This is a genomic window from Aliivibrio kagoshimensis (genome assembly GCF_050337105.1).
GTDB lineage: Bacteria > Pseudomonadota > Gammaproteobacteria > Enterobacterales > Vibrionaceae > Aliivibrio_A > Aliivibrio_A kagoshimensis.
Genome location: NZ_JAKJSQ010000027.1, coordinates 36,155 through 52,141, shown reverse-complemented (window position 1 = coordinate 52,141; position 15,987 = coordinate 36,155). Strand labels below are relative to the sequence as shown.

Here is a 15,987-nt window from a genome sequence, read left to right as displayed (position 1 = left end):
CTTATAGAAAATCAATAGATTAATGCTGAATTCTAACAATTAGCCCAGAAAATCCCTATTTATAGCAATAAAACGTAGTTGAGATCACTATTTAATGTAATAAAATAGAGGTGTAGATCACGATAAATGCATATTGTAATACAAATAAGTTCAAAATAGGGTAATCTAATTGTCAGTTAACTCTGAAACTTAAAAGGCTGAAAAAATGACTATTGATACTTTTGTTGTTCTCGCCTACTTCTTCTTTTTGATCGCTATTGGTTGGATGTTCCGTAAGTTCACAACCTCAACCAGTGATTATTTTAGAGGGGGCGGCAAAATGTTATGGTGGATGGTTGGTGCAACAGCCTTCATGACACAGTTTTCAGCATGGACGTTTACAGGTGCCGCAGGACGCGCGTTCAATGACGGCTTCGTTATTGTAATCCTATTCTTAGCCAATGCCTTTGGCTACTTTATGAACTATATGTATTTCGCTCCAAAGTTCCGTCAATTACGAGTGGTCACTGCAATAGAGGCAATTCGTCAGCGCTTTGGGAAAACGTCCGAGCAGTTCTTCACGTGGGCAGGCATGCCTGACAGCTTGATCTCTGCAGGAATCTGGCTAAATGGTCTCGCTATTTTTGTCGCTGCCGTTTTCAATATTCCTATGGAAGCCACCATAGTAGTCACAGGTTTAGTCCTGGTTTTGATGGCGGTAACCGGCGGTTCGTGGGCGGTTGTTGCTTCTGACTTCATGCAAATGCTCGTCATCATGGCAGTAACAATTACCTGTGCGGTGGCTGCATATTTCCATGGTGGAGGTTTAACCAACATCATTGCTAACTTTGACGGCGACTTCATGTTAGGTAACAACCTAAACTACATGAGTATCTTCATCCTTTGGGTTGTTTTCATCTTCGTTAAACAGTTCGGTGTGATGAATAACAGCATCAATGCGTACCGCTACTTATGTGCAAAAGACAGTGAGAATGCCCGTAAAGCAGCAGGGCTTGCTTGTATCTTAATGGTTGTTGGCCCCCTGATTTGGTTCTTACCTCCTTGGTATGTCAGTGCTTTTATGCCTGATTTTGCAAATCAATACGCATTCATGGGTGATAAAGCAGGTGATGCAGCTTACTTAGCATTTGTCCAAAACGTTATGCCTGCTGGTATGGTTGGTCTGTTAATGTCAGCGATGTTCGCAGCAACGATGTCTTCTATGGATTCAGGTCTGAATCGTAACGCAGGTATCTTTGTTATGAATTTTTACAGTCCAATTGTTCGTAAAAATGCCACGCAAAAAGAGTTGGTCATTGTGAGTAAATTCACTACGATCATGATGGGAATTATCATCATCTCCATTGGTTTATTCATTAATTCACTGCGCCACTTAAGCTTGTTTGATATCGTGATGAACGTAGGGGCCTTAATCGGTTTCCCAATGTTAATCCCGGTGCTACTTGGAATGTGGATTCGAAAAACCCCTGACTGGTCTGGTTGGTCAACGCTGATTGTTGGTGGTGTCGTCTCTTACGTATTTGGTATCGCTCTACAAGCCGAAGACGTTCAACATCTGTTTGGGCTAGAAACAGCCTTAACCGGTCGCGAATGGAGTGACTTGAAAGTGGGCCTCAGCTTAGCTGCTCATGTTGTATTTACTGGTGGTTATTTCATTCTAACCTCTCGCTTCTATCAAGGTTTATCACCAGAACGAGAAAAAGAAGTCGAGCAGTTGTTTGTTAACTGGAACACACCGCTGATCGCAGAAGGTGAAGAGCAGAAAAACCTAGATACAAAACAACGATCTATGCTGGGCAAGTTAATCAGCACAGCAGGTTTCGGTATTCTAGCCATGGCTCTGATTCCAAATGAACCAACAGGTCGTCTATTATTCCTACTCTGTGGTTCAATGGTTCTCACTGTAGGCATCTTACTGGTGAATGCTTCTAAAAGTTCATCAAAGGGACTAGCCAATCAAGCGATAAGCTAAATAAACAATCGCTTTATCTATGCCCGCGGAATCCCTGATAACGTGGGCACCTTTTAGCTGGTTATAATACTCTCACTACCCCATCGCTTTTTGGACTCTGCGGTACCCTACCCAGCCAAATAGAATCAACAGTAGGGTCGGTCCAAACCATAACAGATACATTTTCGGCTCAAACTGAGGTTGGTACAGCACAAAATCACCAAAGCGGCTGGTCATAAAATCCGTGACTTGCTGCTCGGTTTTTCCATCATTGATCATTTGATAAACAGTTAAGCGTAGGTCTTTCGCGATGGGGGAGTTTGACTCCATCAGGTTTTGATTTTGGCACTGTGGGCAACGCAGCTTTCGAGCTAACTCAATGGCAGAGGCTTCAATGGAAGAACTGTTAAATTGAAAAGTCTCAACCTGTTCAATCAACTCTGCATCACTGGGAGCAAAGGTACTATTTAGTGGTGTATTCTCCTCCGCTATTGCGAAGCTGGAAAATACCAATACGATAAGCAACAACAAACGCATACTGACTTCCTTCTGTTAATTCGCCGCTATTTGATTCATTCGAGGTGCAAAATTTTCAGCCCAGATCGTTTCGTTTAACGCACCAGTATAGCTGATAATAATGGTTCCATTTTGATCGACCAAGTAAGTTTCTGGGGTACCTATTACCCCTAGATCCAGCGCTAACTTCCCTTTAGGATCAAAAATAACCTCTTGATAAGGGTTGCCTGTGTTGGTTAAGACATCGATGGCACGTTGTCGCTCATCACGATAATTTAATCCAATTATCCTAAGTCCGCTCTGTTGGGCCAGTTTTAACAAGAATGGGTGTTCACTTTTGCAGATCCCGCACCACGACGCCCACACATTTAGCAGAGTAACCTCACCATCAAAAATAGACGCATCTAATGGTTGAGTGTCAGACCATACACTGGTTAATGAAAAGGCAGGCACGGGTTTTCCAGCCAGAGGGGATAGTAGCGCTCCATTATCTTTACTGCTTAAACCAGCAAACATAAACCCAACTAGAGCGATAACAATTACGCTCGGAATAATAATTTTAGGCGTCATTTTCATACCGTTTGTCTTCTTTTACTTCGAGAGACAATGCTGATCACACCACCCAGCATCATTAATAGTGAACCAATCCATAACCAACGCACAAACACTTTGCTCTGAATTCGAATCGCATATTCCGTCGCGCTTACTTTTTCTCCCATGGTGATATAGAGATCTCGACTCCAACCCCAATCAATCCCCGGCTCACTCATATTCATGACTCTCACAGGATAGTGGCGTCTTTCCGGTCGAATAGTAGCAATCACCTTACTCTCTTCTGTCACTTCTATTACTGCTTGTTCGGCCGTGTAATTGGGCCCAACAAGCAAGTTCGTTTCAAGATAGGAGAAAATCAACCCATTCATTTCAATTTGGCTGCCCGCATGCATTTTACTGCTCACTTCACTTGAGTGATAACTGACCAACACCGTAGCGATTGCTGTAACAGCGACACCAGAGTGGGCAAATACCATGGACAAATAACGATAGTTGAACGTATTCTCTGATAGGGACACAAGGGTACTCAACGAAGAAATACACACCCAACTGCTGAGAAAAACCACAACAAAGACAGATGCCGAGCTCTGCTCACCTAGGGCGAAAAAAGCAATACTACTCACAAAGGTGGCGGCAGTGGCTATTTTCATTGCTCGGCGTTTTAACCTCTGTTTATCTGTTACTTGCCACTGAACCAGTGAAGAAAATCCCATGAAGTACATTGCTATCAAGGTTAACGGAACAAATACAGCATTAAAGTATGGCGCACCAACAGAGATCCTACCTAACCCTAGAATTTGAAAAATCATAGGATAAAACGTCCCTAATAATACCGTGATCGTCGTGACGGCCAACAAGCCGTTACCCAGAAGTATCAATACCTCTTTACTGATCATTGATTGCAATTTTACGGGTTTGATTTTGGGTGCTTGAATCATAAAGAGCGTGAGTGGAACGGCCAAACAGATGGCTAAGATTGAAAGAATCACTAAACCACGTGAGGGATCCACAGCAAAGGCGTGTACCGAGGTTAACACCCCAGAGCGAACCACAAAGGTGCCTAAAAGACTCAAGCAAAAAGTAAAAATTGATAACAATAAACTCCAATTAATTAGAGATTTACGCTTTTCACTGGTGATTAATGCGTGCAATAACGCCGTGCCAGTTAACCAGGGCAATAGTGAAGCATTTTCGACAGGATCCCAGAACCACCATCCCCCCCAACCTAACTCGTAATAGGCCCACCATGAACCGAGTGATATACCGCCAGTTAACATCACCCATGCACCTAATGTCCAAGATCGACTCCATTTAGGCCATGGAATATTGATATCCGGCATAGTCAATGCGGCAACGGCAAAAGCAAAGGCTCCAGAAAAACCAACATACCCTAGGTAAAGAAGTGGAGGATGGAAAATCAAACCGACATCTTGTAACATCGGATTTAAATCTCGCCCTTCGAACGGTGTTGGGAAAAGTCGCTCGAAAGGATTTGAAGCCAGTAACGTGAACAAACCAAACGCTGTGGTTAATAGCGCTAGTACGATCAACACTCTGCTGATAAATTCTTGATCACTGTTACGGTGAACGACGGCAATCGCAGCAGCCCAACCTGACAACGAGAAGACCCAAAACAGCAGTGAGCCTTCATGCCCTCCCCAAACGGCAGCGACTTTAAAAAAGAGAGGAAGATGCGAATTAGAGTGTTGGGCAATATAGGTAACAGAAAAATCGTCCAGTGAAAAACTCACACCGAGCAAAATCATAGAAAGCGTGATGAAAACAAATGCCGTATAACTGAGTGGCCAAACATAATCCCTAAGAGAGGCTTGTTTTTTGACAATACCAATAGTTGGAACAATGGCAGCAAACAGTGCGCAGGATGTTCCTAGAATCAAAGAGAAATGAGCAATTTCAGGCAGCATAAGTCACACTATTATAAAGAGATGAAGTAGAGCCGATAAGACGATCTCGGCTCTATGTACTACAAGGTTATACTAACGTCATCTGCCCCGCATACAAAATGAAAGTTCGTAACATTAATACCCCAATCAAACTTAACGAGGTAACGATAAAAATAAAGCGTTTATTATGGCGAGCTTTAGCTGGAATCACCGCATTCAGTACCAATGGTGTCAGCATACCCGCACCGATAACGCCGTACCAGAACCATGAAGCCCAGAAGCCACCACCAATAGCAGCCATAGCCGCCACTTCTTTCTGTCCACCGCCAAAAATAAGGCCGGTAAAAAACGTAAAGAGAACAAACAGTTCAAACAATACGACTGGACGTTCGAATTGGTGTACCCATTTCACACTGGCACTGTCCAAAGACTCTTTAAACCCTAATACTCCAAACATCAGACATGCCGCAGCACCTGAAGAGAGGCTAGAGAAAAGAAACAGAATAGGAAGTACAGGGTTGTTAAGCAATGGATAAGTTTTCAATGCCGATAATAAGAAGCCTGTGTAAGCGGCAAGCACTATCGCGAGAAAGCCTAAAAACAGCTCTAAGCCATTCTCATATTTCTCAAGCTTATTAACAATATCATCCACAAAAGCCAAGCGTCCATTCATTATCTTAGCCAGCAGATCACTGAGCTCTTTTTTGAAGATAATGGCGATCCAGGCGAACAAGATAATCATGTATACCTGGAACAAAATAACACCCATCGACATCACTGAGTTGATGTTAAACATCACCATCAGTTTCCAAAATGCTAATGGTTTGGTGAGGTGAAAAATAAGTATGGTTAACCCACTAATAATACCAAAGGGGGCTAATATAGCTGTCGCTTTGATTATGCCATTTTCTGCTGGATTTCCTTCGATGACTTTACGCTTAAGGTAAATCGCAATCATCACCATGCCCGCAGACATACCCGCTAAAAATAGGTAAACAGCGATGATCCAATCCCAAACGAGTGAGTCAAAGGTAAAGGCGTCTACAAATGTACTCATCCTTTTATCTCCCCTTTGATATCTGCAACTTTGTACAGCTTAGGTTTTGTGCCGAGTTCGACTTTATCTCGGTAGACTGCGTTACTGCTAATTACCTGATTAATTTCACTCTTAGGATCATTCAAATCACCAAAGATTAGTGCTTTCGTCGGACACGATTCAACACAAGCAGGCAATTTCCCAGCTTTTAGATTGGTATCACGACAGAAGTTACATTTATCTGCAGATTTCGTCTCAGGATTAAAGAATCGAACTTGATATGGACAAGCCGCTAAGCAGTAACCACAGCCAACACATTTATCATTATGAACATCGATAATGCCCGTTTCGGGATCTTTATAAGATGCGCCAGTAGGGCAGACATGTACACAAGGCGCATTTTCGCAGTGCTGACAAGAGACACGAGAAAACTGGTATTGAACATTAGGGTGTTCACCCATCGGTTCACTGCGAACGATTTCAAGTCTTGATACGCCTTCTGGAACACTGTTCACTTCACGACATGCATCCGTACAAGCAGTACAACCAATGCAGGCCTTTTCGTCATGAACCATGCCATAACGCTTAGTGCCATCTTCCATGCTATTAACCAGCTTTTTACTGCCAAAAGCGGCAGTACTGGCAACGCCGGTGGTAAAAATAACCGCACCCGCCCCAGTTAAAAAATTTCTTCTAGAACAACTCATATCAATCCCCTACTCTTCTTTTATCGAGTTAAAGTCTGAGTGGCAGTCGACACACATTTTAATCTGCGACTTACGTTCGAGCGCTTGTATGCCCTCTTGTTCACCGTCAGCATGCACAACATGACAAGCCGAGCACGTCAAATTCAGAGCATGAACATCATGTACCCAGGTTTTTTTCTGTAATCGTTCAGGTTTATGACAGTCAGTACAGTTGCTGTTGGCTTTAAAAATGTCATCGTGAGATAGCACGTTTTTATCGGTGCCGATTTTAGACTGAGAAGCGGTATATTTCGTGACTTTTGGTGCGCCATCTCGGTGATCAGGACCAACAGAGTTATGACACTCAACACACTTAAGGTCTCGTCCAATTTTCTCTAAGGCTTTTTCACCATGAGTTCCGTGGAGGGTTTTTTTCGATTGTTTATGACACTGCGTACACGCATAGTCACTATCTCGATTAAAGGTAACCACATGTCGTCCATCAGATGTTGTCGATTCAACCGCCTTTTCAGGTGCTGATGACGTATCTGCAGCGACATTGAAAGATAAGCCGAAGATACAGAGCGCGAAAACAAAACTGAGTACTGTATGTATGGCTAATTTGACATTGCCCATTATACATCCTTCCATATTCATATAAGTTGCATTCTACAGTAAGTGAAATACACCTATATTTATTATGATTAGTTATTTAGTAGCTACTAATATTTTTATTAATATTACATAGCCAAATGATACTAATTCTTATTCCGGATGTTTAGCCACAACGCCTAACCAATATAGTGTAATAAATAGTTACATCTATTTAAATAAACATTTTAAGAATAACGCCCAATTTTATAAGGTTATTTCCTCTTTTGTGATCTCGGTCGATTTAGATAGGTAACGCATTGATTTTTAATTACTTTAAATAAATCTTTATTTTAACGCTCAATATTAATACCCCTTTATAGGTATATTAAGGCTTCAGATTCACATAAAATATCGCATTTATAATATAACGATTTTTTATTTTGATCTGTGACAACTTAATGATTGTTTTAAAATTACTTTTCCTCAAATTACGCTATCCTAATTATGAATCTCCAATTCTTATTTCATGGCCATTTTCACAACGCTTGGCAAATTAAATAATTATAAATTGGAGGCTACATTGTGAGCATGAACTGGACCCGTAGATCTGCTGTTACTCTAGCGATGCTATCTACTTTTTTACTAAGTGGTACGGCATACGCTACGAATGAAAAAATTGAACCCCGGAATGAAACTTTTGAACAAGCTCATCCAGAACAATATAAATCGTGGAAAGCGACGAGCGAAAGCACAGAGCTGGAAGATGCATTAGAAGGTGACCCAAACATGGTGATCATGTGGGCTGGTTATGGTTTTGCCAAAGACTATAACAAAGCGCGTGGGCATTTTTATACTATTGAAGACCTCCGTAACACCCTAAGAACCGGCGGCCCTACAGATGCTAAAACTGGCCCTATGGTTATGGCTTGTTGGAGCTGTAAGAGTCCAGATGTTGGCCGATTCATTGAAGAGAATGGTGAAGACGCTTATTTTACCGGTAAGTGGGCTAAAGGTGGTGCTGAAATAGTTAACTCTATTGGCTGTGCTGATTGTCATGATACTCGCAGTGATGAGTTCAAAAATGGCGAGCCAGCTCTAAAGCTGAGTAAACCCTATGTTGAACGAGCGATGAATGCCATCGGTAAACCTTTTGAGAAGCAGTCACGTCTAGACCAACAAGCACAGGTGTGTGGTCAGTGTCACGTAGAGTACTACTTCACTGGGCCAACCAAAGCGGTTAAGTTCCCTTGGGACAAAGGCACCTCTGTGGATGAAATGGAACAGTACTATGATGAGATCGGCTTTAAAGATTGGACTCATGCTGTCTCGAAGACACCGATGCTTAAAGCTCAGCACCCAGGTTACGAAACTTGGAGAGATGGGATTCACGGTAAAAATAACGTGACCTGTATTGACTGTCATATGCCTAAAGTGAAAAATGCAGATGGAAAAGTGTTCACCGATCATAAGGTGGGTAATCCATTTGATCGCTTTGAAGATACCTGTGCAAGTTGTCACACTCAAAGTAAAGCGATGCTTCAAGAAGTCGTTCAAACTCGTAAATCACAAGTTTTAGAGATGAAACTTCTGGCAGAAAAACAGATTGTTGCCGCTCACTTTGAAGCTGGTGCAGCATGGAAAGCCGGAGCAACTCAAGCTGAAATGGATGATATCCAACTTGATATCAGACACGCACAGTGGCGCTGGGATTATGCAATCGCTTCACATGGTGTTCATATGCACGCCCCTGAAGTTGCACTTAGAGTACTAGGCACTGCAGTTGAACGCGCGGCAGATGCACGAACTAAATTGATTCGTCTCTTAGCGAAAAAAGGTATTACTGACCCCGTTCAGATTCCAGATATCTCGACCAAAGAAGCGGCTCAAAGAGCGCTGGGTATGGATATGGATAAGATGAATGCTGAGAAGCAAGAGTTCTTAAAAACCATCGTACCGCAATGGGAAGCTGAAGCTGAAAAGCGTGAAGCAACCTATTAAGATAAATGGGTAATCAACAGAACTAACAAAGCCGACCTCTAGGTCGGCTTTCTTCTATCTGCCTCTTACTTTCACACGCTTACAATAACTGCTTAGCTTGATTAATTGAGTTGATGATTGTCACTCGATCTAACCCTTGTTGATCGGAATCGAGTAGTGACTGCCAAATATCAATCGCTTTTTGATATCTGACATTCATAAACTCGTTGGTTGCTAGCATCATTAATGCCGTTTGATTATAGGGCTCCAACTCTATGGTCGCGCTTAAAAGGGCAGAGACGTCATCTGTCACTATCTGGCCAGAGCTGTAATAGATCGCAGATGCTTTGGCCACTAATAGACTCGAGGTGGGTATTTTATTTAACCGTAACGCGTAATCAAACACGATCACCGCATTATCAAATTCACTGTTATACATATACGCATTACCAAGCTGAAACCACAGTGCTGCATTTTGAGTATCAGTGCGTAAATGCTCTTGAAGCTTCTCAATACGCTGCTCTCTGACTTCACTGGCTGTAAGTTGCTCAAACGACTGTGTTTCTGTCTCATTAGTCGCAGCATTGAGTGATGAATAACTGCCTAGCACCGCATAAGTACCCACACTGACCATCATCACTAGAGAAGAGATAACAAGAGCCGATTTTTTAAGCTTCATGCGCATAACGCCCTATAAAAGTGAACCATGATTATATCAGTTATAAGCGCCAAAAAATCTCAAAAGATCCTAGCGAAGAGGATGAATTCGTGTCTTGTTCATACTCTGGACTATTCATCGCCACACTTAAACTCGTCCCCCAATTTTCTTGATAGTAGACAAAACCAGCAACCCCTGTGGCTTGCCAGTGTTCAATATCCACGCTGTACTGCCCCTTATCTCGGTCACCCTCAATGGTGATATCGTTATATCGGTAACGCCCTTCAACACCGATAAAGAAAAAGTAGCCATTACGGCTTGATGATAAAACACTAATATCCACATAGTTTCCAGGTGAGAATCCAACACTGCCAAAGCTCGAACTCAAGCCGGTTCCCCAACGAGCCACCCCACCGATTGCAGCTTCACTCTGAAAGTTGCCTAAATGCGCACGCCCGATGATCGCGGTTTCTACTTGTTGATTCAGTGTTACATTTTGACGAAAGAGTGGACGATGCGTTTCATAACCGATATCAAAAACCAGCTGATTATCAATCTGATTTTCCCACCCCATCGGCTGTGATGACCCCACAATATCATGAACAAATTTTTGACTCTCTTCCGCGTAGGCATTAGGACCCACCGTACCTATCATAAAATTATAGCGATTTGCCAAACCGGGAGAGTATTCATAGAGATAGGTATCAAGAAATAGCAGGCCAGCATAAGGTCTATCATTTTCAATCTCTTCCGTTGCTGTGATATCAGAAGGGGTCCACATTTTTTGCCCCGCAGCCATCCCCCAACCTTGAACCGCTCCTGGCTTAAAAGGCAATAACATAGCTGCATGACGAATACCTGCCGGCGCAGAGCCCGCTAGGGAAGGCGTTGATGCCGAGTTAAACGTAAAAAACACGCCGTTGGTGTACCCCTGATCAAAACCCAGTAATCCATCATTATCGATATTAAAAGAAACACTACCTGAATTGTAGGCCCAAGCGTTTGTTGATAACACTGCCCCAATCACTACCCCAATAATTCGTTTCATAAACACCTTGTAAAAACTTAAGACTTCACCGTCAAAAAATCGACCATTATCAAATAAAGCAAAAATCAGACCATTGTTTAACACTTTATAACATCTCGTTTCTGTTCATAAACATTATACGTTTATAATGGATAGTAACCCTAATATTGAGATATAATACAACAGGTAGCGATATCGGCAATGATGCTCGTATCTACTGTTGCTCGCCAAAAACAATTACAAAAAAGATGAGCAATACCTGAGAATACACAGTTCAATACACAGAGTAATAAAATGAATAATGACAAGCGACCACTCTACATACCATTAGCTGGACCTGCCCTTCTAAGTACTCCACTGTTAAATAAAGGTGGCGCATTTAGTATCCAAGAACGTATGTTTTTTAATCTAGAAGGCTTGTTGCCCGATGCGATCGAAACCATCGAAGAACAAGCAGAACGTGCTTATTTGCAATACAGCAAATTTGAAAAAGATATGGACAAACATATCTACCTTCGTAATATCCAAGACACGAATGAAACCCTCTTTTTCCGCTTAGTTGAAAACCACGTTACTGAAATGATGCCGATCATCTACACCCCAACAGTTGGTGCAGCGTGTGAGGATTTTTCAAATATTTATCGCCGTGGGCGTGGTCTATTTATCTCTTATCCTAATAGGGACAGAATTGATGAAGTGTTAAATAACGCTTCAAGCCAAAATGTCAAAGTCATTGTGGTTACTGATGGCGAACGTATTCTTGGTCTAGGAGATCAAGGGATAGGTGGCATGGGCATCCCAATCGGAAAATTAGCACTTTATACCTCTTGTGGTGGTATCAGCCCGGCTTACACGCTTCCAATTGTATTAGATGTTGGGACCAATAATCCTCAACGTTTGGCTGACCCTATGTACATGGGTTGGCGACACCCCCGTATTACGGGTACTGAGTACGATGAATTTCTTGAAGCCTTTATTCAAGCAGTTCAACTACGTTGGCCTGAAGCACTTGTTCAGTTTGAAGATTTCGCACAGAAAAATGCCATGCCTCTGTTAGAGCGCTATAAAGATAGACTCTGTTGTTTTAATGATGACATTCAAGGAACAGCTGCAATCACCGTCGGCTCATTGATTTCAGCCTGTAAAGCCGCCAACAGCAAATTATCAGATCAACGAATTACCTTTTTAGGTGCAGGTTCGGCAGGCTGTGGTATTGCTGAAGCTATCATTGCGCAGATGGTATCGGAAGGTATTAGCGATGCAGAAGCGCGATCAAAAGTATTCATGGTTGACCGTTGGGGACTCCTCCAAGAGGGCATGCCTAACCTTCTCGACTTCCAGCAGCGATTAACTCAAAAGAGTGCGAATACTGCGGATTGGGATCATAGTGAAAACGGTCTGTCACTGCTTGATGTCGTTCGACATGCAAAACCAACCGTACTGATCGGTGTGTCAGGTGCTCCTGGTCTATTTAGCGAAGAGATTATTCGTGAGATGCACAAACACTGCCCACGTCCAATCGTCTTCCCATTGTCTAACCCAACCAGTCGAATAGAAGCGACGCCTGATGATGTGATACGCTGGACCGATGGCCAAGCACTCGTTGCAACAGGTAGCCCTTTTGAACCTGTTATTTATAATGGCACGACTTACCCTATTGCTCAGTGTAATAACAGCTATATCTTCCCTGGTATTGGTCTTGGTGTCCTCGCGGTGTCTGCCTCAAGAGTCACTGATGAGATGTTAATGGAATCAAGTCGAGCATTGGCTGAATGTTCTCCACTTGCGATCAATGGAGCTGGCGCACTTCTTCCGCCACTGGAAGAGATTCATGGTGTATCGAAAAAGATCGCCTTTGCCGTTGCAAAAAAAGCGATGGAGCAAGGCTACGCTTTAGAGATAACCGATGTTGCGCTTAAGCAAGCCATAGATGGTCACTTTTGGAAACCAGAATACCGCCGTTACCGTCGTACTGCTTTCTAAATAAACACAAAAAAACAAGCCAGCAATCATTGCTGGCTTTTTTGAGGACATATGATGACATCAACCATCCTATCCTTTCTAAATCAAACTGGCTCGCTTCTTACTCCCTATCTCAATGAGATTGCCACTGCAGCCATTGCCTGTTTGTTAGTCATGATCGGCGGGGACATCAACCGCATGCTACGTTCCGCTCTACGTAAACAACACTTTATTCTTCGTACTTGTGTTTTCATTCTGATTAATGCATTTGGTTATGGTTTGCTCATAATCAAAGCCAGCCCCTATCTCGCATCTAAGCTTCACTCACTTCAACCGATGATGGTGCTTGCTATTGTTTGCTCAACCTTTATTATTATTGGTATATGGGCGCAGAAAAATCGACAAGTTTAAGGTTGCATAAGCACTCAATGAAAAGTTCGATGAAACATCGAGTTAAGCGTTATATTAAAATCGCGCTTTTACTTCCGATGATCACTTTCATTGCGGTTGTATCGATAGATACCATGATGTCTGTGACAACTTCAGAACAGATATACTCAAACGTAGAACAGCTTCCTGAACAGGACGTTGCGCTGGTTCTCGGCACCAGTAAATACATTGGCCGTCAGTTAAATGCTTACTATCAATACCGTATTGATGCAGCCATTGAACTGTTTGATACCGAAAAAGTCAGTGACTTTCTACTCAGCGGAGACAACGCCCACCGCTCATACAACGAACCTTGGACAATGAAGCGGGACTTATTAAAAGCGGGAGTTCCCGAAGAGAGAATCACCTTAGATTATGCTGGATTTCGAACTTTAGACTCGATCGTTCGTGCCAAAGAGGTGTTTGAACTCACTAGCATGGTTATTGTTAGTCAGCGTTTCCATTGTGAACGCGCCCTGTTCATTGCTAATCACTATAATATGAACGCTGTCTGTTTAGCCGTTCAATCACCGCAAGGGTATGCTAGCCTAAAATTAAGAGTTCGAGAGATGTTTGCCCGAAGTAAGGCGATCTTGGATCTTTTCATCATCGGCGCTCAACCTAAATTCCTTGGTCCTAAAGAGCCTATTTTTGGTGACCAACCTTAAACCATCAAAGAAAGAGAAACCTATGGCCTATGCTGAAATAACGGGTTGGGGAAAATGCCTTCCAGAATCCATTTTATCCAATGCCGATCTAAGTACTATCATTGAAACTTCAGACCAATGGATCACCTCTCGCACTGGTATTTCAAATCGTCGAATCAGCCATGTTGAAACCTCTGATTTGGCTACAGTTGCTGCCGAGCACGCTCTATCCGCTGCCAATATCAACGCAGAGCAACTCGATCTCATTATTATAGCAACATGTTCACCAGATACCCTAATTCCCAATATTGCTTCAAAAGTCCAACGTAACTTAGGGGCGGTAAAAGCGGCTGCATTTGATCTTAATGCCGCCTGTACTGGTTTTGTTTATGGTTTAGAAACGGCAACTCGCATGATCCAAGCCGGTAACTACCAACACGCTCTAGTCATTGGTGCTGAACACCTCTCCTTCTACTTAGATTGGAGTAAAAGGGATACTGCCGTGCTGTTTGGTGATGGCGCAGGGGCCGTTGTACTTAGTAAGACGGAACAACCAGTCGGATTGTTAGAGAGTCAAATTGGTTGTGACTCTGATGGCAGGGACTCTCTGTCTATTCCACTGTTTGGCACTGCAATGGACAGGTTTGATCCTGATAATGGATTTTTCAATTTTAGTTTTATTGGCAAAGACATTTTCAAGCGCGCAGTTAAAGGTATGGGAGCCGCTGCTAGCAAAGTATTATCCCGAGCAAATATGACACATGAAGATATTGATGTTGTTATCCCGCATCAAGCCAACAAACGTATCATCGAAGCCCTGTGCGAACACGCTAATATCCCACTTGAAAAAGCCTTCATCAATATTGATAAGTATGGCAATACCTCTGCAGCGACAGTACCTATTGCACTGTGTGAAGCGGTAGAGCAAGGGAAAATTCAGCCTAACAGTAATATTCTGACCGCTGCATTTGGCGCAGGGTTAACGTGGGGGGCAGCACATATTAAGTGGGGAGAGAGAGTCAAGCCTATTCGCCAATCTGACGCTAAACTACCGAAATGTGAAAAAACAGCTCTACAACTTTTAGAGCGAGCTATTCAACAGTGTCAATCTGCGAATAAATAATCCGAGTATATTGAGCAAGTATCTGCTTGCTCAATATCACCCTAGTAACACGTCAAATTACAGCGTTCCACCTTGCGATTTGATGTAATTAGCCAGCGACGTAAACTTCTGATGTTGGGCGTATTTCAACGGGGTATCACCCTCTTTATCTTTGAGGTTAACATCGGCATTGTACTGCTCGATTAACGCCTTAACCACATCCGGCTTGTTATACCAAATTGCCATGTGCAATAGAGAGGTTCCATCACGGCTAAGCTGAGAACTTGCACTGATCACCTTCTCTTTGATATACATTTTAACCAGCTCCCAACGGTCATATTTAATATGGCTAAAGGCAGCTCGTAATACCTTATCCGTCTCCATAGTATGTGCTTTCGCTTTTACCCTTTGAAAATACTCTTTGGGATTATTTTCATCATACTCTTTGGCGTAATAACTGAGGACAGTAAGCACCTCTTCATCTTTACTCATCTGAATCAAACTTGCGCCCGCTGAGACTAAGAATCCTTTGTCACCCTTAGTGTCATAGAGCGCTTTGAAAACGGATGATAATTTTATCAACCCGAACTTGGCAACATCCGGAGTAGAGGCTTGCGCAAATTTATCCGACAGTTGGTAGGCCGTTTTGAACTGTTTTTCATCGATCAGCTTATCGATAAGCGCATCCGCCGTCTCTATAGCCGTTGAGTTATCACCCGCTTGTAAACTCTGTTCCAAAGATTTAATGAGCTCATTGGTTGTTTTTGCACTCACTGGAGTTATCACAAAGATGGTGACCAGTAGAGCGACTGTAGACAGTATTTTTAACATCAATTTATTCTTCCCTATTCAATTGAACGCCAAACCCTCACGCACCCACGCGATGCATAAAAAACAATTATACTTAACGGCCAATGATTTTCATTACTAATTAATCATAAAA

The 15,987-nt window shown here is 42.7% G+C and carries 15 protein-coding genes; 6 read left to right on the top strand and 9 right to left on the bottom strand.

Annotation, left to right across the window (positions count from 1 at the left end; genetic code table 11):
• Window positions 1–205 precede the first annotated feature (205 nt).
• The gene (locus L4C32_RS10775; protein ID WP_428196881.1) at window positions 206–1,972 is read left to right on the top strand and encodes a sodium:solute symporter family transporter; all 1,767 of its coding nucleotides are present in this window, start codon (window positions 206–208) and stop codon (window positions 1,970–1,972) included.
• A gap of 75 nt (window positions 1,973–2,047) precedes the next feature.
• On the opposite strand, the gene L4C32_RS10770 is transcribed toward L4C32_RS10775, so the two are convergent.
• The 6 genes from L4C32_RS10770 to nrfB all read right to left on the bottom strand — a co-directional run bounded on the left by L4C32_RS10770 (window position 2,048) and on the right by nrfB (window position 7,284).
• Window positions 2,048–2,488 (bottom strand): cytochrome c-type biogenesis protein, encoded by a 441-nt coding sequence (locus L4C32_RS10770; RefSeq protein WP_428196880.1) that lies wholly within the window; start codon window positions 2,486–2,488, stop codon window positions 2,048–2,050.
• A gap of 15 nt (window positions 2,489–2,503) precedes the next feature.
• Complete coding sequence (locus tag L4C32_RS10765) at window positions 2,504–3,037, bottom strand: DsbE family thiol:disulfide interchange protein (protein ID WP_428196879.1); 534 nt, start codon at window positions 3,035–3,037, stop codon at window positions 2,504–2,506.
• 2 nt (window positions 3,038–3,039) lie between these two features.
• On the bottom strand, window positions 3,040–4,947 hold the full coding sequence (locus L4C32_RS10760) for a heme lyase CcmF/NrfE family subunit (protein ID WP_428196878.1): 1,908 nt from the start codon (window positions 4,945–4,947) through the stop codon (window positions 3,040–3,042).
• A gap of 67 nt (window positions 4,948–5,014) precedes the next feature.
• Window positions 5,015–5,983: a cytochrome c nitrite reductase subunit NrfD gene (gene nrfD / locus L4C32_RS10755; RefSeq protein ID WP_428196877.1), complete on the bottom strand. Its 969-nt coding sequence runs from the start codon at window positions 5,981–5,983 to the stop codon at window positions 5,015–5,017.
• Window positions 5,980–6,669, bottom strand: a complete 690-nt coding sequence (nrfC, locus tag L4C32_RS10750; RefSeq protein ID WP_428196876.1) for a cytochrome c nitrite reductase Fe-S protein — start codon at window positions 6,667–6,669, stop codon at window positions 5,980–5,982. Before nrfC ends, nrfD begins: the two co-directional genes overlap by 4 nt.
• Before the next feature lie 9 nt (window positions 6,670–6,678).
• Entirely contained in the window at window positions 6,679–7,284 is a 606-nt protein-coding gene (gene nrfB, locus L4C32_RS10745; protein ID WP_428196875.1) for a cytochrome c nitrite reductase pentaheme subunit, read from the bottom strand.
• Between the two features lie 540 nt (window positions 7,285–7,824).
• Between nrfB and nrfA the strand changes: the two genes are divergently transcribed.
• Entirely contained in the window at window positions 7,825–9,240 is a 1,416-nt protein-coding gene (gene nrfA, locus L4C32_RS10740; RefSeq protein WP_428196874.1) for an ammonia-forming nitrite reductase cytochrome c552 subunit, read from the top strand.
• A 79-nt stretch (window positions 9,241–9,319) separates the two neighbouring features.
• Here nrfA and L4C32_RS10735 read toward each other — a convergent pair whose 3' ends face one another.
• Together L4C32_RS10735 and L4C32_RS10730 are read right to left on the bottom strand one after the other, a co-directional pair.
• On the bottom strand, window positions 9,320–9,898 hold the full coding sequence (locus L4C32_RS10735) for a TPR domain-containing protein (RefSeq protein ID WP_428196873.1): 579 nt from the start codon (window positions 9,896–9,898) through the stop codon (window positions 9,320–9,322).
• 40 nt (window positions 9,899–9,938) lie between these two features.
• Window positions 9,939–10,925 carry a lipid A deacylase LpxR family protein gene (locus L4C32_RS10730; RefSeq protein WP_428196872.1) on the bottom strand — a complete coding sequence of 329 codons (987 nt, stop codon included), beginning with the start codon at window positions 10,923–10,925 and terminating at the stop codon, window positions 9,939–9,941.
• Between the two features lie 273 nt (window positions 10,926–11,198).
• On the opposite strand from L4C32_RS10730, the gene L4C32_RS10725 reads away from it, so the two are divergent.
• From L4C32_RS10725 to L4C32_RS10710, 4 genes are read left to right on the top strand one after another with little or no spacing between them, the layout of a single operon-like run.
• A complete protein-coding gene (locus L4C32_RS10725) occupies window positions 11,199–12,887 on the top strand; it encodes an NAD-dependent malic enzyme (RefSeq protein WP_428196871.1) in 1,689 nt (562 codons plus the stop codon).
• A gap of 54 nt (window positions 12,888–12,941) precedes the next feature.
• Window positions 12,942–13,277 carry a DUF3392 domain-containing protein gene (locus tag L4C32_RS10720; RefSeq protein ID WP_428196885.1) on the top strand — a complete coding sequence of 112 codons (336 nt, stop codon included), beginning with the start codon at window positions 12,942–12,944 and terminating at the stop codon, window positions 13,275–13,277.
• 17 nt (window positions 13,278–13,294) lie between these two features.
• Window positions 13,295–13,963 (top strand): SanA/YdcF family protein, encoded by a 669-nt coding sequence (locus L4C32_RS10715; RefSeq protein WP_428196870.1) that lies wholly within the window; start codon window positions 13,295–13,297, stop codon window positions 13,961–13,963.
• A 22-nt stretch (window positions 13,964–13,985) separates the two neighbouring features.
• Complete coding sequence (locus L4C32_RS10710; RefSeq protein ID WP_428196884.1) at window positions 13,986–15,065, top strand: ketoacyl-ACP synthase III; 1,080 nt, start codon at window positions 13,986–13,988, stop codon at window positions 15,063–15,065.
• A 57-nt stretch (window positions 15,066–15,122) separates the two neighbouring features.
• Here the strand turns inward: L4C32_RS10710 and L4C32_RS10705 are convergent, their stop codons facing one another.
• Window positions 15,123–15,875 (bottom strand): ankyrin repeat domain-containing protein, encoded by a 753-nt coding sequence (locus L4C32_RS10705; RefSeq protein WP_428196869.1) that lies wholly within the window; start codon window positions 15,873–15,875, stop codon window positions 15,123–15,125.
• Between the last annotated feature and the right edge of the window lie 112 nt (window positions 15,876–15,987).

Bases quoted from the DNA above. Each gene is read 5' to 3' on its own strand.
- L4C32_RS10775 (WP_428196881.1), top strand. From the start codon at position 206: ATGACTATTGATACTTTTGTTGTTCTCGCCTACTTCTTCTTTTTGATC.
- L4C32_RS10770 (WP_428196880.1), bottom strand. From the start codon at position 2,488: ATGCGTTTGTTGTTGCTTATCGTATTGGTATTTTCCAGCTTCGCAATA.
- L4C32_RS10765 (WP_428196879.1), bottom strand. From the start codon at position 3,037: ATGACGCCTAAAATTATTATTCCGAGCGTAATTGTTATCGCTCTAGTT.
- L4C32_RS10760 (WP_428196878.1), bottom strand. From the start codon at position 4,947: ATGCTGCCTGAAATTGCTCATTTCTCTTTGATTCTAGGAACATCCTGC.
- nrfD (WP_428196877.1), bottom strand. From the start codon at position 5,983: ATGAGTACATTTGTAGACGCCTTTACCTTTGACTCACTCGTTTGGGAT.
- nrfC (WP_428196876.1), bottom strand. From the start codon at position 6,669: ATGAGTTGTTCTAGAAGAAATTTTTTAACTGGGGCGGGTGCGGTTATT.
- nrfB (WP_428196875.1), bottom strand. From the start codon at position 7,284: ATGGGCAATGTCAAATTAGCCATACATACAGTACTCAGTTTTGTTTTC.
- L4C32_RS10735 (WP_428196873.1), bottom strand. From the start codon at position 9,898: ATGAAGCTTAAAAAATCGGCTCTTGTTATCTCTTCTCTAGTGATGATG.
- L4C32_RS10730 (WP_428196872.1), bottom strand. From the start codon at position 10,925: ATGAAACGAATTATTGGGGTAGTGATTGGGGCAGTGTTATCAACAAAC.
- L4C32_RS10725 (WP_428196871.1), top strand. From the start codon at position 11,199: ATGAATAATGACAAGCGACCACTCTACATACCATTAGCTGGACCTGCC.
- L4C32_RS10720 (WP_428196885.1), top strand. From the start codon at position 12,942: ATGACATCAACCATCCTATCCTTTCTAAATCAAACTGGCTCGCTTCTT.
- L4C32_RS10715 (WP_428196870.1), top strand. From the start codon at position 13,295: ATGAAAAGTTCGATGAAACATCGAGTTAAGCGTTATATTAAAATCGCG.
- L4C32_RS10710 (WP_428196884.1), top strand. From the start codon at position 13,986: ATGGCCTATGCTGAAATAACGGGTTGGGGAAAATGCCTTCCAGAATCC.
- L4C32_RS10705 (WP_428196869.1), bottom strand. From the start codon at position 15,875: ATGTTAAAAATACTGTCTACAGTCGCTCTACTGGTCACCATCTTTGTG.